A 25,021-nucleotide genomic window follows, 5' to 3' on the forward strand; every position below is an offset into this window, starting at 1 on the left:
TTATTTAGTTATCATGCATGTTATATATCAATATGATAGAGCGATTTAACATCGATTTTTGTGTTTTTTTGTGATGTGGTCGACGAATATTCTCTGCTATAATCATTCTGTTTTACAGTTAACATCAGTTTTTGCTTTTACGACAATAACGTAACGCATAAACAAAACAATTAGGAGAGGCGGTCAAAACCGCTAGAGAACACTCTCGATATCCTGTTTAGTTAGGAGCTAACACAATGAAAAAATGGTCTTTACTAATGGCCGGTGCTGCATGTGCAATGTCAATGTTTTCAAACGTTGCTACCGCTGCAGACAACAACACGAAATCTAATGAACTGTACTTCTACAACTGGTCTGAGTATATCCCTGCTGATGTACTAGAAGAGTTTACGAAAGAGACAGGCATTAAAGTTATCTACTCGACTTACGAGTCGAACGAAACCATGTACGCCAAGCTAAAGACCTACGATAAAGGTTACGACCTTATCGTTCCTTCTACTTATTACGTATCAAAGATGCGTAAAGAAGGTATGATTCAGAAAATCGACAAGTCGAAAATCCCTAACTTCGCTGGTATCGATCCTAACTTCTTGAACAAACCTTTCGATCCTAACAACGATTACTCTGTTCCTTACATCTGGGGCGCAACAGGTATCGGTGTTAACACTGATATGATCGACAAATCTAAAATCACTAGCTGGGCAGATCTTTGGGACCCTAAGTGGCAAGGTCAGCTAATGATGATGGACGATGCGCGTGAAGTATTCCACGTTGCGCTACGTAAGCTTGGCTACTCTGGTAACACTGAAGATCCTAAGCAAATCAAAGCTGCATACGAAGAGCTAAAGAAACTAATGCCAAACGTATTAGTATTTAACTCAGACTACCCTGCTAACCCATACATGGCTGGTGAAACATCACTAGGTATGCTTTGGAATGGTTCTGCTTACATGGCACGTAAAGATGGCGCTCCAATCGACATCGTATGGCCAAAAGAAGGCGCAATCTTCTGGATGGATAACATCTCTATTCCTAAGAATGCGAAGAACATCGATAATGCATACAAGATGATCAACTTCCTACTACGTCCAGACATCGCTGCAAAGATCGCACTACAAATTGGTTACCCAACACCAGTTGCTGCTGCTAAGAAACTACTTCCAGCAGACTTCGTGAACGATCCAAGCATCTACCCACCACAATCTGTAATGGATGCAGGTGAATGGCAGAACAGTGTTGGTCCTATGACTGAAGTTTACGAAGAATACTTCCAAAAACTAAAAGCTGGCGAGTAATAGCCGCTCATAGTTACATACAAAAAAACCGAGCCAAGTGCTCGGTTTTTTATTATCCATTCAAAATATCAAGGTTGTTATTTCTGTGCGTTAAGGAGCTCTTCTACATAAGCTGGAACCAACGCTGAAGCCTTACCATAACGCTTTTCTTCAAATTCATTTTCAACGTTACTAGGCTCAAGGTTTAATTCAATGGTATGAGCACCCTGTAAGGCGGCTTCATGAACAAAACCTGCCGCTGGATAGACATTGCCTGATGTGCCAATAGAAATGAACAAATCCGCCTGTACAATCGCGTCGTGGATTCTATCCATACCGATTGGCATTTCACCAAACCAGACAATATCAGGTCGCATAGGTGCTGGAATTTGGCAGCAATGACAATGATCACTGGTATTCAAATCTCCATACCACTCTACAGTTTGCCCTGACTCACAACAGCGGGCTTTTAATAACTCGCCATGCATGTGAATCACGTTTTTGCTCCCTGCCCGCTCATGCAAATTATCAATGTTCTGAGTAACAATCGTTACTTTGCCATCTAACTCTTGTTCTAGTTTAGCAAGCGCAATATGAGCCGCATTAGGCGCTACAGAGCCGTTTTCGATTTGTGCACGTCGTGCGTTGTAAAATTGCTGTACAAGCTCAGGATCACGATGATAGCCCTCTGGTGTGGCAACATCTTCTACACGATGTTCTTCCCATAAGCCATCTTCAGAACGGAAGGTTCGAATGCCCGATTCAGCAGAGATGCCCGCACCCGTTAGTACGACAATATTTTTGTAGGGGAAAAGCATAAGAACATCCTTTTTATCGATATCAATAATACCTTTATAGCACTGATATACATCGAATTTAACCCTAACAATCTAGGATCTTACTTATGCGTGATTTCTCCCTACAAAACGGTGTAATACTATTGTCATTGTGACATCAAGATCAGCATCCCGAATCAATGATAGTGATTGTTGGCTCACCACCTGTTTTATTTTCTTTGTAACTTAAATAACAGTTGGTTGCTTTAATCTTCTCAACATCATCTTTGTCTTTAATATTGAGTTTCTTTAGAAATGTTGCAACAAATGCACGTTCACCACCATTATGTGACGTTGAACCTGTTTTATCTTGGTTAAACGCCCAATGTTGATTGAAGTCGGTAATGGTTAATCCAATCCCTTTATATATTGCTTTAGGGTACCCTCCCCAAATAGCAATCCCTTCTATACTTTTCTTACCTGTTTTGTCATTCTCAATACCCTGCATGGCTGCTTTGCCATAAATGACTCGAGACATTTCTGTCATCGAACCTTTTAGCTCATGCAACTTTGCTCGATACGTATCGGATGAAATATTTAAAAACTTAGGCGCAGCAATGACTGCTAATATACCTAAGATCACAATAGCAATAACCAGCTCCATCAGCGTGAAGCCTGCTTTATTTCTCATTTAATATGCCTGATATACACGTTGTATTTATTGATATCTTATTGGCATAATTTTACTTTATTGACAATGAACTTAATATAATGAGCGGATAACGATAAGTAACAAAATATAAATAACGCATATTTTATGCATAAAAAAACCGACACGAATGTCGGTTTTTGCAATCAAGTTAACGAGAGAACATCATTTCGATGTCGATTCTTTCGCTGCTTGCTGTGCTTCACGGTAACCCGGTTGGTTTTCAGGAAGATCTTTTACTTCTTCAAACCATTCACTGTGGTGTTCACGTGCCCAAGTCTCATCAACTTCACCTGTCACCATGCCATCAAGACCCGCTTCCATACCGAATAGACCGATATAGATGTGGAAAATGAAACCACAGATCAGGATAAGTGCAGAGATCATGTGTACTAGGTTAGATAGTTCCATATGACGACGTGTTTGGTCGAAAATAGGGAAATCCAGTACAAAGCCACTGATCACGATGAATACACCAAAGAACGCCAATAACCAGAATAGTGCTTTTTCACCACCGTTCGAGAAACCAGCTTTAGGGTGTGAGCCTTTATGCTTACCTACCATGCCGCCCATTTTCTTGAACCAGTCAATATCCACTTTATTGAAGATACTCTTGCGCCACCACTTAACAACGACAGCAAGAAGAATGATTGCGAACAATGGACCCATGTAGTTGTGGTACTGCTTAGCAATGTAGATGATCCAGCCCCACACTTCTGTAGGTACGATAGGCTTAATAAAATGTTTACCGTAAACAAGAGTTAAACCGCTAAAACCTAACGTTAGGAATGTGAATGCTAAACTCCAGTGTAGAGCACGATCCATACGGCTCCAACGCTGAATTTTACGACCTGTTTTTGGCTTACTTAATTTAAGAGGACCAACAACAAAGTACGCAAATGTCACCATTAATAGGCTACCGAAAATAGCCATTGCACCAAGTGGTGACATCCATTTTTCTTTTAGGATATACCATGTTTGACCCGGTACACTGATCAATACATCGTGCTCAGGCCAACCTGATGTTGTATACCCTTTTTGACCATCCTTGACCGCGCGCCAATAATCCGCACCAGCAAAACCTATGACTTCTTTCTTAACCACAGATTCGCCTAGTTGTTCATTATTCGCTGTTGCTTCGCCTGCCATTACTTGTACAGAGAAAGCCATCATTAATGCGGTAACGAAGACTGTTAACCAGCGTTGAATTCGCTTAGTCATTAAAGCTCCTGCCTGCCCCAATGGAGCAGAGATTTTGTTACTACGAGATCTAAAATTGGGCTCAAATCATGCTTGAGCCCAACAATAGACGATTAAGCTTTTTGTACTTTTGCAGCGTCGTACGCTAGATCTTCAGTACTTGCCCAACCTGCATCTTTTGCACCACGAGCAGCAACACGCTTGCTGAAGATTTCAGAAATCTTCTCAGCATCACCTGCAAGTAGTGATTTGGTAGAACACATAGATGCACACATAGGTAGCTTACCTTCTGCGATACGGTTTGCACCGTAAAGTACGCGCTCTTTTTCTGAACCAGGTTCAGTGTTAGGGCCGCCAGAACAGTAAGTACATTTGTCCATTTTGCCACGCTCTGCGAACGCTTCCTGTTTAGGGAACTGAGGCGCACCAAACGGACAAGCAAACAGACAGTAACCACAACCGATACATAGATCTTTGTTATGTTGAACAATACCGTCTTCTGTGTGGCTGAAACAATCAGCAGGACAAACCGCCATACAAGGTGCATCGCTACAGTGCATACAAGCAACTGAGATCGATGTTTCACCTGGTAGACCATCGTTTAAAGTAACAACGCGACGACGTTGAATACCCCAGCCAACAGCTTCAGAGTTTGCGTTTTTACAAGCTGTCACACAGCCGTTACACTCGATGCAACGTTTTGTGTCACATAGAAATTTTAGACGTGCCATGGGTCAGCTCCTTAAGCCTTAGTAATGTTACAAAGAGTTGTTTTAGTTTCTTGCATTTGGGTCACTGGATCGTAACCGTACGTTGTCGCAGTGTTTGCTGCTTCGCCAGAAACGTATGGAGCACAACCTTCTGGGTAGTGACTACGTAGGCTTTCACCTTCGAATTCACCACCGAAGTGGAATGGCAAGAATGCTAAGCCTTCGCGAACACGTGGTGTTACCATCGCTTTCACTTTAATACGGCCTTTTTCTGCGCCTTCAACCCAAACCATCTCGCCATCTTTAATGCCGCGATCGTTCGCATCTTTCAGGTTAATTTCTACGAACATTTCTTGTTGTAGTTCTGCAAGCCATGGGTTTGAACGTGTTTCTTCACCACCACCCTCGTACTCAACCAGACGACCAGACGTTAGAATAATTGGGTATTCTTTCGATACGTCTTTCTCTTGGATTGAGCGGTACAGTGTTGGTAGACGGAACAGGTGCGCCTTATCATCCCAAGTTTGGTACTCAGGAAGTAGATCACGACGTGGCGTGTATAGTGGCTCACGGTGAACAGGTACAGCATCTGGGAAAGTCCAAACCACAGTACGTGCTTTTGCGTTACCGTAAGGGATACAACCGTGCTTAATAGCCACACGTTGGATACCACCAGAAAGGTCAGTTTTCCAGTTCTTACCTTCAGCAGCCACTTTCTCTTCTGCTGTTAGATCGTCCCACCAACCAAGTTGCTTCAGCATCTTAGAAGTGAATTCTGGGTAACCGTCTTCTAGCTCACAACCTAATGAGTAGCTATCGTCAGCCAATAGGCTTACACCATTGTGTTCAACACCGAAACGTGCACGGAAGTTACCGCCACCCTGTGCCACAGTCTTAGATGTATCGTAAAGAATGTGCGTACCTGGGTGCTTCATCTCAGGAGTACCCCAACATGGCCAAGGTAGACCGTAAGTTTCACCGTTCGCTGGGCCACCAATCGCTTCAAGAGAAGTACGGTTGAATGTGTGCCAGTTTTGTTGGTGCTCTTTTAGACGCTCAGGGCTTTGACCTGTGTAACCAATAGTCCACATACCTTTGTTGAATTCACGAGTAATGTCTTCAATGTGTGGGCGGTTGTTTTCAACTTTAATGTTCTTGAATAGTTGATCAGCAAAACCAAGACGCTTAGATAGCAAGTACATGATTTCGTGGTCAGGTTTTGCTTCAAATAGCGGCTCGATAACTTGATCACGCCATTGAATAGAACGGTTAGTTGCAGTTACAGAACCGTATGTTTCAAACTGCGTAGTTGCTGGGAATAGGTACACATTGTCTGTACGACCATTCATTACAGCAGCAACACCTGGGTATGGGTCAACGATAACCATCATATCCAGTTTTTCCATTGCAGTTTTCATCTCAGGACCACGAGTCTGTGAGTTTACAGCGTGACCCCAGTAGAACATTGCACGGATATTATCGCGCTGTTCAATCTTGTCTTTGTTTTCTAAAACACCGTCGATCCAACGAGATACAGGAATACCTGCACTGTTCATTGGCTTCTTACCGTTGTAAGTGTTTTGGTCGAAACGACCTTGTAGCCATGAGTAGTCTACATCCCACACTTGCGCCCAGTGTTTCCAAGCACCTTCAGATAGACCGTAGTAACCTGGTAGGTTGTCAGAAAGTACGCCAAAGTCAGTTGCACCCTGTACGTTATCGTGACCACGGAAGATGTTTGCACCGCCGCCTGATTTACCCATGTTGCCAAGGGCAAGTTCAAGGATACAGTAAGCACGTGTGTTGTTGTTACCAGTGGTATGCTGAGTACCACCCATACACCAAACTACACAGCCTGGACGGTTTTCAGATAGCATTTTCGCTGTTTGGTAAACCTGCTCTTCAGGTACACCAGTAACGCGCTCAACTTCTTTTGGATTCCACTTCGCAACTTCTGCGCGAACTTCGTCCATACCGTAAACACGTTGACGGATGAATTCTTTGTCTTCCCAACCGTTTTGGAAGATGTGGTATAGCACACCCCAAACGAAAGCAACGTCAGTACCTGGACGTAGAGAAACGTAGTGATCAGCTTTTGCAGCAGTACGTGTACGACGCGGATCAACAACAACGATCTTACAGCTGTTAGTTTCTTTCGCGATCAAGATGTGCTGCATTGCTACTGGGTGAGCTTCTGCTGGGTTTGAACCAATGAACAGCATCGACTTACAGTTGTGCATGTCGTTCAATGAGTTGGTCATTGCACCGTAACCCCAAGTGTTCGCTACACCTGCCACTGTTGTTGAGTGACAAATACGCGCTTGGTGGTCAACGTTGTTAGAGCCCCACATTGAAACCATTTTACGGAACATGTAAGCCTGTTCGTTGTTGTGCTTTGCAGAACCTAGGAAGTAAACTGAATCTGGGCCTGACTCTTCACGGATCTTCAGCACTTGCTGGCTAACTTCATCTAAAGCTTGTTCCCAGCTCAGTTTCTTCCACTTGCCGTTAACAAGTTTCATTGGGTATTTAACGCGACGTGCACCGTGACCATGTTCACGAAGTGCTGCGCCTTTCGCACAGTGTCCACCAGCATTGAAAGGGTGATCGAAAGCGGGTTCCTGGTGAGTCCATACACCGTCTTGCGTTTCTGCGTAAATACCACAACCCACTGAACAGTGTGAACAAATAGTACGTTTAACCACTTTAGGTGCGTCATACACATCTTCAGAAGCAGCTTGCGCTTTCTTCATCATACCTGGTGCAAACATGCTTGCACCTGCAACGCCACCAGCAGCGGCTAAAGATGTATTACGAATAAAAGAACGACGAGAAATACCTAGTTGGTTTTCTTCTTTGCTCACTTTATCGGAACGTTTAGTAAGTTTCATTTAGAGCCCCGTCTTACAAAGTGTTGTAGTAATCACGAATGTGTTGCGTCTCGTGATAACCTTTAGTTGTTTTTGTTTTTTTCTCTTCTGACTTGTCAGCAGCTTGTACCGCTGTTGTCGTACCCGCAGCAACAGCACCAGCAGCCACAGTTAAGCCAATGTTTTTTAACAACTGGCGACGGCTTTCATTGGTTTTTTGCTCACTCATAAAGTTTGCTCCTTTATCATTAACTTATAACCGTTAACGATGGGTTTTTGCCTTAATTTTATTGCCTTAAATCGAAACCGTTGCAGGCAACGTATAGGGTTATTTCGATTCTAAAAAGCGTGTTTTCTCAACAGTTAAAAACTGCAGAGCAAGCTCGCCAACCGCAGTGTAGAAAACTGCACTGTTAGCTGCTTTAACATCGGTACATAACTTTTCACACCACTCTGCAAGGTGGCGATTAAAGAACGTTTTTTGAAGGTGGGCATCGCCGCCTTCAACTAGCATTGCCATCACTTCAAGCAAAGCCGCAATATGATCTTCCGGTTCTTTAACTGACTCATCACGTTCAAATCCTAATTGCTTAAGATCACGACGCAGATAAGCCAGAGGCATTTCCATTAATGACCCTGTTAAATACCATGAGCCAAAAGGCACAACTTCACCGCGACCAATACCAATGAATACATCTTGATATTCTTCTTCAACCGCAAGTGGTGTGCTTTTCTCTGCTGCAAGTTTTAGTAAAGGCCAAGCAGCAGCCATAGTAGATTGTTGAGGGTTGTTTGCCGTATCAACATCAATATCAGCTAGAAAAGTCAGCACATTCTGATCAGGAGCCTGACGGAATAAATGTGCAAGCATGTTATAGATTTCAATACGTAGTACTGCGTCTTCATTCAATGACGTTTGAGCTGGATTCATAGCCACAGTTTCCATCTTTGTTCCTTACACTCGAGCCTGACTTGCTGGATCTTTTTCCATTTGTTCGAAAATATCGCGTACACGACAATCTTCACACATGGAAATTCGACGAATTGCATCGCCTTGGAAGTGAGAATGCCCTTGAAGCTTTTCAGTTAACATTTTCACCATAGAGGCAGGCGCAAATGCTTTACCACAGCTAATGCAACAAGCCGCTGGTTCTTCATGAACAAGTTTGGCTTCTTTACGTGCTTGCCAATCCCAATTAAAGCGAGGTTCTAATGAAATCACTTTTTCAGGACAGGCTTTTTCACACATACCACATTGAACACAGTCTTCTTCAATAAATAGAAGACCAGGACGATCGCCAATAGCATGTAATGCACGTGTTGGACAAACCGCTACACAACTCATACATAACGTACAATCTTTGGTATCACAGGAAACAGAACCATAAGGTGCTTTTTCTACAACAGAAGATTGTTCTGGTTTTGTACTCGCTTCGGTGTAAAGCATTTCAAGTGAAGTAAATAGTTTTTCACGTTTAGAGCCAGTTAAAGCCTCTGAAACAGGAGTAACTAATGCTTCTTGATAAGGAACGTAAGTTTCAACATCGCTAAAATCGAACAGACAAATACGATCCACGTCATAACCCATTTCAGTTAAGAAACGTTGAGCCATTGCAAGCTCATTAGATAAAACGCGATCAATCGTTGCAGGAATATATTTAGTGTTCGTCGCTAGAAGAACTTGATGCGCACCATAAACTAATGCACTAAACCAAGTATCCACACCCACTGTTGCTAATTCTTCTAGTGCAATTGCAATAACAGAAGAAGGCAAAGTCGTTAGTGCTTGAGTCACCGCTTTCTCATCACGATTGCCATAAAAAAGAAGTGTTGGCTTTTCACCACCCTCTTGCTTATAACGCGTGATCACACGATGAACAAAGTTTTGTGTATTTTGAGGATCAGGTAATGCATAAGTGATCGCTTCTGTCGGACAAGCTGTAGCACACGTGCCAACACCCTGACAAAGATAAGGATCAATCGCAATTTCTACCCCATCACTGCTTAGTGCGCCTGCAGGACAAGCATCTAAACAACGATCACAACCTTCAACACCACGAGATGAGTGTGCACATAGATCTGGGTTTAAACGAAAGTATTTAGGTTTATCAAAGGTACCCATCATAGCCGGTAAATCTTCCACCAGCTGGGCCAGTTTATCTTTACGACTACCTACTGCGTAATAACCCGGAGCAGGAATTTCTAACGACATAATACCGTTTTCAGTCATATCTAGGATCAAGTCAAAACAATCACGACCAATAGCCACTTTTGCTAGGTTTGCTTTTGTTAATTGACCTGCAACCTGACATGTCACCTCAAAGGCACCAAGGTAACCTTTTGCTGATACATCTTGGCTAAAGTAAAGATTTGATAATCCTGCTTTCGCTTCAGTTGCATCTGTCGCCAATAAGGTAACACTGTGCAGTTCTGAAAATTGTTCAGCAAGTGCAGTAATGTTTTCCTGACCACCCACGATCAACAAATCCCCACGGCTCTCATAAGTAACCGTAGGTGGAATTAAATTTGTTAGCTCCACAGTGCCATTAATCGCCGCTGCTCTTGCTTTACCGTTTGTATCAGAAAATGCTTCTAGTGTACTTTTTAACATTCTTATTCCTGTTTGCCCGTCACCGCTAGTCAGTGCCGATTGAAGAAGCTACGTGGTTACGTCTTAATGCCTAACAGTCATAAAATATAACTAACGTTTTCTTCTCGCCCTTATAGAGCAATAACCGATCCAACTTTTCACGGAATAAAATGACCTAAAAGGAACTAAAGTCGGAGATGGATAATTCAACCCACCCGCATTAGGACATTTTGACGCAGTAGAAAAGACCCAATGCGCCAAAATGTCCCAACGATTAATAAGGTTTTAGTTCCCTTTTTGTCTCACAAAATAAAATTAACTGTCTTGCGTAGAATTTTTTTCAGACGAAACCGCTGTAGGGAGCGTTGCTTCATCATCTGCTTCTTTAACAAGCGTTGTTGATTGGCGAGTATCTGGAGACGCTAACGATTCAGAGCCCGTTAACGTTGGAGAGGATGGAGACAATTCATGATTCTCTAATGCCTTATCCGCTATCTCAGATGTATTCGTCGTGACATCACTATCTAAGTTTTCAACAATATCAGTTACTTTTTCTAGCGCTTTATTTGCCCAACCACGCATTTGTGCTGCAATAGCAGGGTCAAGTGTTTGGATGCTTGTGTAATCTTCAGTGCAATCATCCATGTCACTGATATAATTAAATTCTTCAGAATGAAATAGCTTTCTTAAGGCAGCTTTTTTCACCGATTTTTCAACCGAACCTTTCATAAAAGAAGCCACACCAGAGTCATAAGTCACGGCATCTGCATCATCATGCGTTAATACAGTATCTTCTATTGTCTCTTGTGGTTGAACGAGTTCAGTTTGCTCAATGGCATTTTCATCTTGAACACTTGCAGTTTGAAGAGCATCACTAGCTTCAACAACCGCAGAATCATCATTCGTTGTTGTCGTAGTTAGTTCTTCACTAACTGTTTCATTTTCTTCTTTTTTTGTTAGCTTTCGATTAGACCAACGTTGAAAAAAATTAGTTGCCACTTGAACGCCCTTTTTGTTTCTTGCCTTTTCCGCCACCGCGACGTTTACATTCTTCTAATTCGCCATGACGTCCTAGGTAGGCTTCCATCCATACTTGGATAGGTAATGGAATTTGAATATGTAATACAACATAGTCGCCATCCATATAACGTGCTGCAACACCTTGAGCTGCCGTCATTAATACTGGTTTTAGTTGTTCATCTTCTTCCGCACAAACAAAGAATAAATGCGGATCTTGTGCGTTTAAGTTAAAGCGATATTCCATACGTTCATCACGGAAAAGTTCTAAAGGCATCATGTAATAGCCTTCACCCATTTCCGCAAGTTCAACCTCTGGACGGTCTTTTTCGTTTAAGCAAAGATCTTCAATAGACCAAGCTAATGTTGTCCAACGACCGACTTTCCTCTCTTCGGCTTGAAGTCGAAAATAAATAGGCCAAACATTTTCGTCTTTATGTAACTCTTGTTTTGCTTGTTCTGGCACAATTACCCCTTACATCTTGCTTTTACCGTACGCATTTACCGCGATACGTTGAGAATACTTGCCCCAATAAAGCAAAATTCAGACCAATTAGGCATAACATATCAAAATATCGTCAATACAACCTTGATCAGCCACCAACAATCGATGTTTATACAAATATGGAACAATATTTGCTTTAACGAGCGTGAGACAAACTTATTTGCCTTAATACAGACAATCAAACGCTCCCTATTGAGCTTAGTATCATTGTGTGTCATTTGACGGACTTATTTGAAATCTCGATACGTTCTTTGTAACCAGTGGATACCCTAATGAGCCAACTACCTAAAATCATAAAAACAAAATCCGCCGTTAAGCAGACGATGTCTGTGGAAATCATGGATGAATACGGTGATCTTCAGACTAAAGAAATTGCGTGCGAACACCCGCTGACAGTGTATTTAAACTGGATTGAAATCGTGACCTTAATGACATTAGGTGAACGCCCTTCCGCGCTTGTGCTCGGCTATCTTAAGAACCAAGGCTTTATCGAAGATATTGATGCTATTGAATCGCTGATCATTGACTGGGATACCAACTCTGCCGCCGTGATCACCCGTGAAAATACTGATGGCTTAGAGAAAAAGTTAGAAAAGAAAACCGTTACCTCTGGCTGTGGCCAAGGCACTATGTACGGTAATGTAATGAAGAAGCTAGAAAACGTTACACTGCCACAAGTAAAAGTGAAGCAATCTATGCTGTACGGTTTGCTTGAAGCGTTAACCCATCATAACGAAACCTATAAAGCCGCTGGTGCCGTTCATGGCTGTGCGATTTGTCGCGGTACAGAGATCCTTTCTTTTGTGGAAGATGTGGGTCGTCACAATGCCGTTGATACTCTAGCCGGTGAAATGTGGCTTAAAGGCGAAACTGGTGAAGATAAGATTTTCTACACTACAGGTCGTTTAACCTCTGAGATGGTGATTAAAGTGGCGCAAATGGGCATTCCTGTGCTGCTATCACGCTCTGGTGCGACACAAATGGGTTACGAGTTAGCACAAAAGCTTGGCATTACTATGATTGCCCGCGCTAAAGGCCACCGTTTCCAAGTGTATAACGGCGGTCAGAATCTTATTCTTGATGTGAAAGGTGCTGATGCTTCGCAAGAACAAGCAAATGAAACATCTCAATCATCTTCTAATAAAGAGCAAAACTAAATGGCAGACTTTCCAGAATTCATGAACGCGAAGTTAGTTGCGGAATATTTAGATCTTAATGAAAAGAAAGTTTATGCCCTTGCCAATGATGGTTTACTTCCAGCGACTAAAGTCACAGGCAAATGGTTATTCCCTAAAGCCATGCTTGATAAGTGGCTATTAGAATCTTGCCATAATGGTGTATTAACCGATCGCTTATTAATTGCAGGCTCAGACGATCCACTGTTACAAATGGTGGTGGGTAAAATGGCAAACCAATTAGGCAGTACCGCCCTTGTCGGTTATACCTCTACAGGTACACGCCAAGGCTTAGCCATGTTAAGCAAAGGTCATGTTGATATGTGTGCTATTCACTGGGGTAATGCAGAAGAAGCAAGCCTTCGCCATCCAGCCCTATTACAACAATACCAAGGTCATAAAAACTGGGTATTGGTGCATGCCTTTGAACGCCAACAAGGTTTAGTGGTGAGTAAAGATTTAGCTGAAGCAGTCAATTCAAAATCAATTCAATTACCTGAATTACTTTCTTCACGCTGGCGCTGGGCATTACGTCAAGAAGGTGCTGGCAGTATGCGCGCATTAGAAGAATGGTTACACGGTCACGCTTATAACCTTTCTATGCTTAATCAATCCGATGTGTGTAATAGCGAACGTGAGTTGGCTTCATCTATCGCCCGAGGACAAGCAGATGTAGGTTGCGCCAGCCAAAGTACTGCAGGTGAATTTGGTTTAGGCTTCATTCCACTCTGTACAGAAGCATTTGAATTGGTGATCCCTAAGAACATCTACTTTAGAACGCTACAACAACAATTGTTACAAGCTCTCTCTGATGAAGACGTTCAAGCTCATGGTCATGAATTAGGTGGCTACAACTTTGCCCGAACAGGTAAACAAGTCTGGAGTGCTAACTAAGCCACCAGCGCGCTAAAATACATAAATACAATAAAGCCCAGATAATTGTTTTATCTGGGCTTTTCTTTATCTGCTAACTACTTTTTCTTTATCGCTAGTATGAGCGAAGTACTAAACCCAGTATGGATGCTTGGGTATCAGCAAAATGTAATGTCACAGCCTTAGTTTCGTCCTGTGTAAATCGCCCTTCTTGCTCAATACGTACAGGCTCCACATAAGTGTTATCACTTAAAAAGGCTTTAATTTGCTGAGGTTTTAATAAAATACCGCCACCAGAATGGTTAGTCACCATAGCTTGAATGACACGTTTTCCACTTTGGCTAGTATAAATATCATAAGAGACAATCTCGAAATAACTACGTGACGGCTTCTCACTATTGCCTTTCGGCATAGGGGCATGACCAGCACCATTTACGGTTCTCTCATAGTTCAAGGTATTCTGTGCTTGTTCTATGCTCTGCTTAATATCTTTAAGCTCATCATTAGGATCTTTATCATGAAAGTTCAATGCATGTGATGAGAACGACAGTAAAGACGCAAGAACTAACAATGCTGGTCGTATTGACATATTTACTCTGCTTTTTGTCTGTAAAGCAAGCAATTGTACTTTGTTTTGCTAAAAATTTAAATACATAATGTTAAATGGGATTGCCCAGCTTAATTTCATTACTCATTTCATTGAATTTGTAAATCACTTAAAAAGGAGCTCTAAATCGTAAGGTGATATCACTTTACACGGTATGGCAATATCGTACGCCCCTAAACCCTTTTGTTTTCTTTATTGATTCACCCTTGTATAAACATACAGCTTTGCTATCAAAATGATTTGTTATCCGTTATTTCACTAATGTATAAATCTATCATTAGTCATAATGAAGCAATCAGATAACAACCAAATGCAATCATTACTTTGGTTCAAAACAGCCGGTTTTATCTTAAATATCTCAGACTCATTTATACTTTCTTAAGAACTGTACTTATTGTTCTTACTATTAATATATTTATTGAATAATGTTTCTTTCAGTAAATCGTTCAAGTGGCGATTTATAAAACAAATAAATGCTGTATTTACATAAACATGACTTGCTTAACAGCCACTGTTAAGCTGACAATACGTAAACTAACAATACTGTTATTATTACCCCTAAGCATTACCAAGGAGTCGTTGTGCGTAACGCTTTCATTCTGTTTTTCACCCTTGCTAGCATTAGTTTTTCTTCCGTGGCTAGCATCAATACCAGTAAGCTGGATCCTAACAAGTTACAAACAGCGTCAGTAAGTAATTATGTAATTGACTTAAGTACAGGCAAAACGCTGTACAAAAAGAATGCCAATGTAAAAATGCCGATTGCGTCTTTAACTAAATTGATGACAGCAATGGTGACGCTAGATGCAAAATTGCCTCTAAATGAAAAACTGACTTTTACCCCTACTGACAAAGCACGTATGTACAACACTTACACGCGTATCCGTATGGGTTCAACATTAAGCCGTGGTGAAACTATTCACATTGCATTAATGTCTTCTGAAAACCTTGCTGCTGCAACCCTAGCAGGTAACTACCCTGGTGGTTACAAAGCGTTTATCAAAGCAATGAACAGTAAAGCGAAATCTCTGGGTATGACGAATACACATTTCGTTGACAGTTCAGGTCTTGATCCACACAACCGTTCTACCGCTTCTGACGTAGCTAAAATGGTACGTGCTGCTTACAAATACCCTGAAATTCGTAAGTACAGTACATCTCCAGTACATACAGCGTATTTTGGTAAGCCTAACTATAAACTGGGTTACACCAACACCAACGCATTAGCACGTGGTAAAAAGTGGACAATCAACGTTACTAAGACAGGCTACCTTGATGAAGCTGGTCGTTGTCTAGGTATGGTAACGACTATTGATGGTAAGAAAATCCTGATGGTGATGCTTGATTCTCAAGGTAAGCTAACGCCAATCGGTGATGCAGGCCGTATTAAGCAATGGCTATTGACTGGTAAGAGTAAGCCAATCAATGCTGATGCTAAGTACTACCAACAGAAAAAACTGAAAGAATTAACGCAATAATTGTTGTTAGTTATGAAAGCGAAAAAGCCAGCATCCTATTGCTGGTTTTTTTGTTTCTGAAAGATCGAAAATAAAACCACTCGTCCTCCATCACTTCACAACTAAATCAAAAACATATCAATATGTGTATATAAAGAGATCTATTTATCCCACAAACGTTTAAATTTGATCTTTAGCTCACATTCTTCTTAAAAAGAGGTATAGAGTCTTATTTTATAACAATAAAACACCAATATTTATTCATCTAAGCTATGCTTAAATAACAGTAAATGATAAGGAGCGCCTATGCAGCATCAAGAAATGATCAACCCTACCCATTTAGGTTTAATTACCCGTGTCTCTCTCATCGCAACAGCCTTCCTCATTGTTGGCTTATCTATCATGTAATCTTTTCTGTTATGTTCCAACCATAAAAAAGCCCCTTGGTATTTCACTAATATAAGAAAATACCAAGGGGCTTTTACTTCAAGCTCAAATACAAGTTTAAGACATCATCATCAATTCAAGATCGTTATTCGCTGGGACTTTTTGTCTCAAGTAAACGGTAAACGTTGTACCTTTGCCGACTTCTGAATCTACTTCAATCTCGCCACCAATGTCTTCAATCAAGCTTTGGCTAACGGATAACCCAAGCCCTGTACCAGAACGACGAGTGGTAAAAAATGGATCGAAGATACGTTCTAAGTTCTCTTGAGGAATACCACAACCATGATCAATGATTTTCACTATCGCGCCTTGCACTTTGTTTGTATCATCAAGCCAATCCTGCGTTTTAATACTTAAACGTCCTTGATCGTCCATCGCATGAATACCATTCATTTGTAGATTAACTAACACTTGTAACAGTTGATGGCGATTGACCTCTACACTACATTTCGCTTGCAGGTCGACGTCAAATTCCACATCCATCTTTTTGGTACCAGAGCGTACCAGCGTTAGGCTCTCTTCAACAATCTGGTTAAGGTGATGCCATGTTACTTCGTTTTGTACTCCGCCTTGGCGACTATATTGCAACAAGCTTCGAGTGATATTACGAATACGATCAATCTGTGCATGGATCGCATCTAATTCTTCTTGCACCTGAACCTTATTATCACCAAGTTCAAATTGGATCAGCTCGACGTTACCTAAAATCACACCCAGTGGGTTATTAATTTCATGGGCAATCCCTGCTGTGAGTTCACCTAGTGCGGCAAGTTTCTCACTAACCACCAGCTTAGAGCGCGCTTGATTTAATAACTTAATATGTTGCTCAAGTTCTTCAGTTTTCTGATGTAAGCTATGCGTACGCTGCTCGACTTTCTCTTCAAGCTCTAATGCCGCTTGTTTAATCACTTGGTTACGCTGTTCTAGCTGATCTAGCATGGTATCAAACTGATTACCGAGAATTTGCAGTTCGTGATCAGGACAAACATCTAATTGCCCAACACGGCGATCGAGCCCCATTTGTACTGATTTCGCAACATGGTAAATCTTCTCAATAGGAAGAAACAAATCACGAGATCCTCGATAAACCAAAATGCCCGAAATCAATAGCACCAAGACAATACCGACACCTAATTCAATAATGTTAGTTAAGAAGGTCTTGATCAGTGGCCATTGCAAATAACCCGCATACAACATGCCAATGACATGACCGTTATTATCATGTAGTGGCTCATAAGCTGAGACATACCAGCTATCATAAACATAAGCCCTATCGACCCATGTTTTTCCAAACTTCAGTACCTCATTACTAACTTCTTGTGACACACGGGTACCAATTGCACGACCTGCACGATTTTTACTATCAAGCGGCACGTTCGTACTAATACGAATATCATTCATAAAGATAGTGACAGTACCGATACTGCCATCAGGCAACGTATTTTCAGCAAACACTAAGTCACGAATGCGATCCACCAGCGATGTACTGTTATTAAGCAGAATCCCCCCATCAAGGATCCACTGTAGTTGTCCTTCTTGATTAAAAATTGGGATTAAACTACGACTAACTAAACCTTTACGTTCAATTTTATGTTCTTTTAATAAAGGAACTTGAGCACGAGCAGGTAGATCGGAATTTAAGGTATTCAGCTCTTGGCTATCTAGCACTTGAAAGAAGGTTTGCTCTTTCCCTTCTAACAATAAATGACGCTCTTGCTTAGAAAACTCACCTAACGCAGATGCCGGATGCAGAACAATGAAATCCAACTTATATTGTTTCGTTTCAGTACGTACCCAACTGCTTAATGCTGATTCATCAAAACGTAATCGATACTGAAAATCATAAGAAGATGCCATTGAATGCAGTTCCATACGCTGCTCTTTCTGCAATAGCTCCATACTATGATGAGCCACCGCTAAATCGGCACGTACATTCATTAAGGCGTTTTGCCAAGTGTAAGTCACCGTCCAATAAAACGTTAAGCCGATCAAGGCAAACAACGTAATAACGATAGGAACCGATGTCAGCACCAACAGACGATAACGCACCATGGTACGAAATCGCCGCAGCCACAATAAGATAAAGGCTTTAGGATGAGTGAAGGCTTTGGTTATTCGCATGATGCAGACTCTTCAGCCCATTCTTTGTATTTACGCTCTAATGTTTTACGAGCCACACCTAACTGACGGGCTGCCGCTGATTTATTGCCTTCATGAGAGTCTACTACCTGCATGATATGCGCTTTCTCAACGTCTTTAAGAGTCCAATCGGTTGGATAACAATATTGATCTTGTCCATTTTCATGGCACTGACACGGACGTTTATCATCACCATCCACATTAGATGCAGAAGCTGATGAAACGGCATTGGCAACCGCATCGGGTAATTCACCATTAATTTCTTGCCAATATTGCGCAGGTGCTTTACCTAACAGAATGCAACGTTCCATCATATTACGTAGCTCACGAATATTACCCGGCCACTGATACGCTTGCATGGCAAGGATATCTTCATGGGTCCAGTTAATAGGCTTCATGCCTAAATCTTTAGAAAGCTGTTGAGTAAAATGATGTGCAAGTGCGGGAATATCTTCAACACGTTCACGTAACGCTGGTAGTTCAATGGTTAACACGTTAAGACGGTAATACAGATCTTGGCGAAAACGCCCTTCTTCCACTTCTTTTTTCAGGTTTCGGTTTGTTGCTGCCACAATACGTACATCTACTTGCACTTCACGTTCCGCACCAACTGGACGAATCGCTTTTTGCTCTAATGCACGTAACAGTGATGACTGCATAGATAATGGCATTTCACCAATTTCATCTAAAAACAGTGTGCCGTTATTAGCAACACGGAATAAACCATCACGACCTTTCTTCGCACCGGTAAATGCACCAGAAACGTGACCAAATAATTCACTTTCCAACAAATCAGGGGCAATCGCACCACAGTTAAGAGGAACAAAAGGACCTGTACGTTTACTCAGTTGATGAAGCGCACGCGCCACCAGCTCTTTACCAGTACCCGATTCACCTTCCACTAATACCGCAGCAACCGATGGTGCAATTTGAGCAATCATCTTTTTCATGCGTTGAGTGCTTTCAGCATCGCCGATGATATCGACAGGATAGCTACGCTCAACATCGCGTTGCAAAGCAAAGTTTTGGCGCTCAACCAAGCGACGCTCAATACAACGGCTCACCGATTGCATCATTTGTTCTAGATTGAACGGTTTTAAAATAAAATCAGAGGCACCCGCACGAAGTGCTTGAATCGCCATTTCTAAATCCGCATAACCTGTCATAAAGATCACATCACTACGGCGTGTCGTAGGATCAAACGCTTCATGCCAATCAATACCGGAACGCCCCGGTAAGTTAATATCCACGATCAATAAATCAAAATGGCAACGTTTACGAATTTCTTCTGCTTCTTCTACACTGCCAGCCGTATCCACTTGAGCGAATTTTTTACTTAAGGCTTTTTTTAGGATGGCGCGCATACCCGGTTCATCATCAACAACTAGTACAGAAACAGCTGTCCACGGCGCATTTAATTCAAGATCAGACATATAGAGACATTATTACCCATAATAAAGATGCGACATTTTGTCTCACCCTAGACAATAAAGTCAAAGTAGATTTCAGCATGATTATTAATATTAAGCCAAAAACCCGAGATAACACTTAATAATCAATAAATTATAAAAATCATAAATAGATAACACAAATACTAATCAAACTGGCATTTTATTTGCTTATAAGCGCATAAGCTTTTAGGGAGCAAAATATCCCACCTATTTTTTTACTTACATTTTTGGGTCTAACACCTTATGAACTTTTTAAAAACAAGTTTAGTTATCCTAGGTCTTGCAACAGCAAGTCTTTGTCATGCTGCTGATAACAACGAAAATAAAACTATCCGTCTAGCTACAACAACTAGCACCTATCACTCAGGTTTGCTTGATTACCTGCTTCCTGCGTTTAAAAAAGACACTGGTTACACTGTTGAAGTGTTAGCTGCCGGTACAGGTAAAGCATTACGTATGGGCGAAAATGGTGATGTGGATTTGGTGATGACTCACGCGCCAAAAGCTGAAGCGAAATTTGTTGAAGGTGGTTTCGGTGTACTTCCTCGTAAATTAATGCATAACGATTTCATTGTTGTTGGCCCTAAAAGCGATCCAGCAAAAATCAAAGGCGACAAAGATGTTGCTGATGCATTAGTAAAAATTGCTGAAACCGATTCAGTCTTCATTTCTCGTGGTGATGATTCAGGTACAAATAAGAAAGAGCTGAACCTTTGGGCACAAACTAAAATGGAACCAAACTTCGGTGGTTACAAAGCAGTAGGTCAAGGCATGGGCCCTACGCTAAACATGGCATCTGAATTACAAGGTTACACACTAACAGACCGTGGTACATGGCTTGCTTACGAGAACAAACTAAACCTAGAAATGATGGTGCAAGGTGACAAGCGTCTATTCAACCCTTACCAAGTGATTCTAGTTAACCCAAGCCGTTACCCAAATATTAACTACCAAGGTGCAAAAACATTCAGCGACTGGTTAGTTAATTCTAAAGCACAAACCATGATCAACGATTACCAACGTCATGGTCAGCAACTATTCGTTGCCGATGCAATCACACAGTAATTCATTCCGTTAATTCGGATTTGTAGTACTTTACGCCGAACACTATCCTGCCTAGTTATGACTTCTGTTATAATTAACTCAGGATGTGTTCGGCGTAACCCGTTAATTAATAGAAAAAATTAGAATGAATATTTGGCAGACAACGCAACAAGCAGTTCAACTTCTCTTTAGTGGTGATAGTGCGCTATGGGGCATTGTGGGTGTCTCTTTTTCTGTCTCTCTTTTAGCTATTGCGATTGTATTGATCCCCTCTTTACTGATTGCCTTCGCCCTTGCCTATGGCAAATTTCCAGGCCGTTGGCTCACCCTTTCATTCATCAATACACTGCAATCTGTACCCACCGTCGTTATTGGCTTATTGCTTTATATGTTGCTCTCTCGTTCTGGTCCATTAGGTGATTGGCAAATGCTATTTACCCAACATGCCATGGTGTTAGGACAAATCTTAATTTGTTTACCTATTTTAATTTCGATGATGCACGCTGCGTTTCAAAACAGCGATCGTCGAGCATGGGAAACTGCGATTTCTTTAGGTGCGAGTTATCCACGCGCATTAATGAGCTTAATGTGGGAAAGCCGTTTTCCATTATTAGCCGCCATTGTCGCTTCGTTCAGCCGCATTATTACAGAAGTGGGTTGTTCAATGATGGTTGGTGGCAACATCTTAAATTCAACACGAAATATTCCGACAGCCATTGCATTGGAAAGCTCTAAAGGTGCGTTTGCACAAGGTGTCGCCTTGGGAATGGTCTTATTAATTCTCGCTCTCGGTCTAAACTTTATTTTATCAATCTCTCGTGGCAAAGCCCACTTGCGTACCAACTAAGCTGGGGCATTGATATGACGCATATTTCAATCGAAGCGACGGATCTTTCAGTTCGTTTTAAACATCGCTTACTTTTTCATATTCCTCAGTTAAAGCTTGAGCCACAGGATGCGGTGTATTTAACCGGTGATAATGGTGTAGGTAAAACCACCCTACTAAAAGTCCTTGCAGGGTTACAAAAACCGACAACAGGAAAACTCAACACTCAACAGCATTGGTTAAGTCGCATATTTGGTGGTTGTTACCAAAACGGGATTATCTACATGCACCAAACACCGTATATGTTTGATGGCACAGTGTTTGATAATGTTTGTTATGGCTTAAAATACATCGTTCGTGATCGCCAACAGCGTCGAAATGAAGCCATTAACGCCTTAAGAATGGTAGGATTAGAGACCCTTGCAGATGAACACGTTTCTGTTTTATCTGGCGGTGAACGCCAACGTGTTGCGATGGCACGTGCATGGGTATTAAAGCCAAGTGTACTCTTGATGGATGAATCCAGTGCAAGCATGGATAAAGAATCCATCAGTCGCCAAGTCGTACTGGCAAAAGATTTATTAGAACGAGGTTCAAGCCTTGTGATCACTAGCCACCAGCATAATGAACTAACTGCGTTATGCCGTCGCCAGTGGACAATTAATGACACAAAATTGATTGAGCGTGCAGATCTGCAGCTTGTTAAACAAGATAAGGATAGCAAGAATAACTATGCCTACGCCTGAACAAACCCATTGGGTCATCTTAGCGGGTGGCCAAGCCAGCCGCATGGGAGGCAATGATAAAGGGTTAATAGAGCTGGCTAATAAGCCATTAATTCAACATGTTATCGAAACGCTGAAGCCACAAACCTCGCATATCACCATTAACGCTAATCGTAACCAAGAACGTTACTCCCGATTCGGTAACGTGTTTGGTGATACGATTAAAGACTATCCCGGTCCATTAGGCGGTATGCATGCCGCTTTATCTACCATTGATAATGATTGGATCGGTTTCGTCCCTTGTGACTGCCCACAACTGCCCCATGATTTAGTTAAGCGAATGGCAAATGCCTGTGATGAAAATACAGATATTGCCGTAGCCCACAATGGAGAGCATATTCAGCCCGTTGTAACGTTAATGCATCGTCGGATCTTACCCAAGCTTGAAGCCTTTCTTGCCAATGGCGATCGTAAAATCATCTTACTTTATCGCCAATGCAACATGATAACGGTGGATTTTAGTGATCAACCTAATGCCTTCGTTAACCTAAATACCCCTGAAGAACTCTCTCAATTTGGAGTGCTACATGAGTCAAATTAACGCCTCGCTACCTCTACTAGGCTTTGCCGCTTTCAGTGGAACCGGAAAAACCACCTTACTTGAAGCCATGTTACCTAAGTTGGTCAAGCGTGGATTGCGTGTAGCCGTGGTTAAACATGCCCACCATAATTTTGATATCGACCAAGAAGGCAAAGACAGTTACCGCTTACGTAAAGCGGGGGCAAGCCAAATGTTGATCTCTTCCCGTTACCGTCGTGCATTAGTAACAGAAACGCCAGAAGAAGAAGCCCAACTTCCCTATTTGCTGAGCCAATTGGATCAAACCCAATTAGATCTGATTTTGGTGGAAGGTTTTAAAAAGCTCGATTTCCCTAAAATTGAACTACACCGAGAAGAAATCGGTAAACCTTGGTTACATCCAGAAGACGCTAATATTATTGCTATTGCTGCCAATATCCCTGCTGATAGTGCCTTGCCACAAATGGATATTAACAATCTTGACCAAATTACAGATTTCGTTATTGATTACGCTCACAAAAGTGCAAATCCTGAAGCACAAACATTAAGCTGTAGCGATATTAATCCAACAGGCATGTTATCGGTTGCTCAAGGTCGTGAAAAAATTCTTGAACAAATCAAACCATTAAACAACAGCGAGTCCGTAAGCCTTCACCAAGCATTAGGACAAATTGTCGCACAAGACATTTTATCGCCAGTTAACGTGCCACAACATACCAATTCAGCAATGGACGGATATGCGATTCGTGGCGATGATCTCGATCGTGAAAACTACCATGTTGTAGGTCAAGTGTTGGCAGGCCATAGCTATGATAACACCCTACAAGCAGGTGAAGCAGTACGCATTATGACAGGTGCTCCCGTGCCACAAGGTGCCGATACAGTCATTATGCGTGAGCAAGCAAACCAAGAAGGTGACAAGGTCACGTTTAATCTTGCTATGGGTAAAATCAAAGCTGGTCAAAACGTGCGTCAAGCTGGTGAAGATCTAGCATTAGGTCAAGTTGCGGTGTCTGCTGGTACAACAATTACAGCACCCGAGTTAGGCATGGTTGCCTCATTAGGTATTGATAAAATCACCATCAACAAACCTATTCGTGTTGCGATTTTCTCAACTGGCGATGAAGTACAGCAACCGGGTGAGCAACAAAAGCCTAACTGTATTTACGATTCAAACCGCTACACATTGTACGCGCTACTGACCAAGTTAGGCTGTGACGTGGTCGATCTTGGTATTATTGATGATAACGAAGCATCTCTTGAAAAAACCTTACAACAGGCAAGCAGCCAAGCCGATTTGATCTTATCATCAGGTGGCGTCTCAGTCGGTGATGCGGATTACATCAAAACTGTTCTTGATAAGTTAGGTCAAATCAACTTCTGGCGTATCAATATGCGTCCAGGTCGACCACTTGCCTTTGGTACTATTGGTGATGTGCCTTTCTTTGGTTTACCGGGTAACCCAGTTGCTGTGATGGTGGCGTTTTTACAATTTGTCGAGCCTGCTATTCGTAAACAACAAGGAATTGTGAATTGGCAACCTAAAACCCATCAAGCGATTGCGACAGAGACGCTACGCTCTCGCCCAGGACGTACTGAATATACTCGTGGTATATCCAGTTTCGATGCTAATGGTCGATTAGTGGTGAAAAGTACAGGTTCGCAAGGTTCAGGAATTCTACGTTCAATGAGTGAAGCAAACTGCTTAATTGAAATATTACCAGAGCAAGAAAATGCAGAGATTGGTGATAAAGTAACGATTATCCCACTTGATGTACGTGTATAACACTTATCGATAAACCTATCGATTTGACAAATAATTAAGCCAAGCTAAATGATTTAGCTTGGCTTTTTTTATTTTTTGCAGCTTCCATGCTACTTATTTTGTTCCAGTCTTCTACACGTTTAGAAGTCATTTGAATCTTTCATTTTATTAAAATATGTAACAAAAGATTTCCATATGCTTAGTGCGCATGATGATACAGAATAATTTATCGATCTACACGTCAAAAATCGATTTTTCTGATTATTCAGAAAAAAAAAACA

22 protein-coding genes are annotated in these 25,021 nt (G+C 41.7%); 9 read left to right on the forward strand and 13 right to left on the reverse strand.

Annotated features, from left to right (window positions below; translation table 11 throughout):
- Positions 1 to 236: 236 nt before the first annotated feature.
- Positions 237 to 1,295: a spermidine/putrescine ABC transporter substrate-binding protein PotD gene (gene potD, locus E5A76_RS05120; protein WP_053989754.1), complete on the forward strand. Its 1,059-nt coding sequence runs from the start codon at positions 237 to 239 to the stop codon at positions 1,293 to 1,295.
- Positions 1,296 to 1,372: 77 nt separating this feature from the next.
- Here potD and cobB read toward each other — a convergent pair whose 3' ends face one another.
- The 10 genes from cobB to E5A76_RS05170 form a co-directional block, all read right to left on the reverse strand.
- The gene (cobB, locus tag E5A76_RS05125; RefSeq protein ID WP_161118290.1) at positions 1,373 to 2,092 is read right to left on the reverse strand and encodes a Sir2 family NAD+-dependent deacetylase; all 720 of its coding nucleotides are present in this window, start codon (positions 2,090 to 2,092) and stop codon (positions 1,373 to 1,375) included.
- A gap of 142 nt (positions 2,093 to 2,234) precedes the next feature.
- Positions 2,235 to 2,741, reverse strand: a complete 507-nt coding sequence (locus E5A76_RS05130) for a type II secretion system protein (protein WP_161118291.1) — start codon at positions 2,739 to 2,741, stop codon at positions 2,235 to 2,237.
- Between the two features lie 183 nt (positions 2,742 to 2,924).
- Entirely contained in the window at positions 2,925 to 3,980 is a 1,056-nt protein-coding gene (locus E5A76_RS05135; protein ID WP_053989757.1) for a formate dehydrogenase subunit gamma, read from the reverse strand.
- Positions 3,981 to 4,072: 92 nt separating this feature from the next.
- Positions 4,073 to 4,690, reverse strand: a complete 618-nt coding sequence (fdh3B, locus tag E5A76_RS05140; protein ID WP_053989758.1) for a formate dehydrogenase FDH3 subunit beta — start codon at positions 4,688 to 4,690, stop codon at positions 4,073 to 4,075.
- An 11-nt stretch (positions 4,691 to 4,701) separates the two neighbouring features.
- Positions 4,702 to 7,560, reverse strand: a complete 2,859-nt coding sequence (locus E5A76_RS05145; RefSeq protein WP_008987021.1) for a formate dehydrogenase subunit alpha — start codon at positions 7,558 to 7,560, stop codon at positions 4,702 to 4,704.
- Positions 7,561 to 7,573: 13 nt separating this feature from the next.
- Entirely contained in the window at positions 7,574 to 7,768 is a 195-nt protein-coding gene (locus E5A76_RS05150; protein WP_008987020.1) for a twin-arginine translocation signal domain-containing protein, read from the reverse strand.
- A gap of 99 nt (positions 7,769 to 7,867) precedes the next feature.
- Entirely contained in the window at positions 7,868 to 8,485 is a 618-nt protein-coding gene (locus E5A76_RS05155) for a TorD/DmsD family molecular chaperone (protein WP_161118292.1), read from the reverse strand.
- Between the two features lie 9 nt (positions 8,486 to 8,494).
- Positions 8,495 to 10,150, reverse strand: coding sequence for a 4Fe-4S binding protein (locus E5A76_RS05160; protein WP_161118293.1), 1,656 nt, complete (start codon positions 10,148 to 10,150; stop codon positions 8,495 to 8,497).
- A 294-nt stretch (positions 10,151 to 10,444) separates the two neighbouring features.
- Positions 10,445 to 11,128, reverse strand: a complete 684-nt coding sequence (locus E5A76_RS05165; protein ID WP_161118294.1) for a DUF3306 domain-containing protein — start codon at positions 11,126 to 11,128, stop codon at positions 10,445 to 10,447.
- On the reverse strand, positions 11,118 to 11,612 hold the full coding sequence (locus E5A76_RS05170) for a DUF3305 domain-containing protein (RefSeq protein WP_008987016.1): 495 nt from the start codon (positions 11,610 to 11,612) through the stop codon (positions 11,118 to 11,120). Before E5A76_RS05170 ends, E5A76_RS05165 begins: the two co-directional genes overlap by 11 nt.
- A gap of 311 nt (positions 11,613 to 11,923) precedes the next feature.
- Here E5A76_RS05170 and fdhD point away from each other — a divergent pair, with 311 nt between their 5' ends.
- Positions 11,924 to 12,808, forward strand: a complete 885-nt coding sequence (fdhD, locus tag E5A76_RS05175) for a formate dehydrogenase accessory sulfurtransferase FdhD (protein WP_060989354.1) — start codon at positions 11,924 to 11,926, stop codon at positions 12,806 to 12,808.
- Positions 12,809 to 13,720, forward strand: coding sequence for a helix-turn-helix transcriptional regulator (locus E5A76_RS05180; RefSeq protein WP_053989764.1), 912 nt, complete (start codon positions 12,809 to 12,811; stop codon positions 13,718 to 13,720). It abuts the gene before it with no gap.
- 94 nt (positions 13,721 to 13,814) lie between these two features.
- Here E5A76_RS05180 and E5A76_RS05185 read toward each other — a convergent pair whose 3' ends face one another.
- The gene (locus E5A76_RS05185; protein ID WP_053989765.1) at positions 13,815 to 14,288 is read right to left on the reverse strand and encodes a hypothetical protein; all 474 of its coding nucleotides are present in this window, start codon (positions 14,286 to 14,288) and stop codon (positions 13,815 to 13,817) included.
- 599 nt (positions 14,289 to 14,887) lie between these two features.
- On the opposite strand from E5A76_RS05185, the gene pbpG reads away from it, so the two are divergent.
- Positions 14,888 to 15,784, forward strand: coding sequence for a D-alanyl-D-alanine endopeptidase (pbpG, locus tag E5A76_RS05190; RefSeq protein WP_161118295.1), 897 nt, complete (start codon positions 14,888 to 14,890; stop codon positions 15,782 to 15,784).
- Positions 15,785 to 16,267: 483 nt separating this feature from the next.
- Here the strand turns inward: pbpG and E5A76_RS05195 are convergent, their stop codons facing one another.
- Positions 16,268 to 18,262 carry a sensor histidine kinase gene (locus tag E5A76_RS05195; RefSeq protein WP_053989799.1) on the reverse strand — a complete coding sequence of 665 codons (1,995 nt, stop codon included), beginning with the start codon at positions 18,260 to 18,262 and terminating at the stop codon, positions 16,268 to 16,270.
- 59 nt (positions 18,263 to 18,321) lie between these two features.
- Positions 18,322 to 19,782: a sigma-54-dependent transcriptional regulator gene (locus tag E5A76_RS05200; RefSeq protein ID WP_053989767.1), complete on the reverse strand. Its 1,461-nt coding sequence runs from the start codon at positions 19,780 to 19,782 to the stop codon at positions 18,322 to 18,324.
- A 261-nt stretch (positions 19,783 to 20,043) separates the two neighbouring features.
- Between E5A76_RS05200 and E5A76_RS05205 the strand changes: the two genes are divergently transcribed.
- The 5 genes from E5A76_RS05205 to E5A76_RS05225 all read left to right on the forward strand — a co-directional run bounded on the left by E5A76_RS05205 (position 20,044) and on the right by E5A76_RS05225 (position 24,761).
- The gene (locus tag E5A76_RS05205) at positions 20,044 to 20,865 is read left to right on the forward strand and encodes a substrate-binding domain-containing protein (protein WP_161118296.1); all 822 of its coding nucleotides are present in this window, start codon (positions 20,044 to 20,046) and stop codon (positions 20,863 to 20,865) included.
- Between the two features lie 124 nt (positions 20,866 to 20,989).
- Complete coding sequence (locus E5A76_RS05210; RefSeq protein WP_161118297.1) at positions 20,990 to 21,691, forward strand: ABC transporter permease; 702 nt, start codon at positions 20,990 to 20,992, stop codon at positions 21,689 to 21,691.
- A gap of 14 nt (positions 21,692 to 21,705) precedes the next feature.
- On the forward strand, positions 21,706 to 22,416 hold the full coding sequence (locus E5A76_RS05215; protein ID WP_161118298.1) for an ATP-binding cassette domain-containing protein: 711 nt from the start codon (positions 21,706 to 21,708) through the stop codon (positions 22,414 to 22,416).
- Entirely contained in the window at positions 22,403 to 22,996 is a 594-nt protein-coding gene (gene mobA / locus E5A76_RS05220; protein ID WP_161118299.1) for a molybdenum cofactor guanylyltransferase MobA, read from the forward strand. The genes E5A76_RS05215 and mobA overlap by 14 nt, the downstream gene beginning before the upstream one ends.
- Positions 22,983 to 24,761: a bifunctional molybdopterin-guanine dinucleotide biosynthesis adaptor protein MobB/molybdopterin molybdotransferase MoeA gene (locus tag E5A76_RS05225; RefSeq protein ID WP_161118300.1), complete on the forward strand. Its 1,779-nt coding sequence runs from the start codon at positions 22,983 to 22,985 to the stop codon at positions 24,759 to 24,761. The genes mobA and E5A76_RS05225 overlap by 14 nt, the downstream gene beginning before the upstream one ends.
- Positions 24,762 to 25,021: the final 260 nt, after the last annotated feature.

Origin of the sequence: Photobacterium lucens, from assembly GCF_009873615.1 — a bacterium.
Taxonomy (GTDB): domain Bacteria; phylum Pseudomonadota; class Gammaproteobacteria; order Enterobacterales; family Vibrionaceae; genus Photobacterium; species Photobacterium lucens.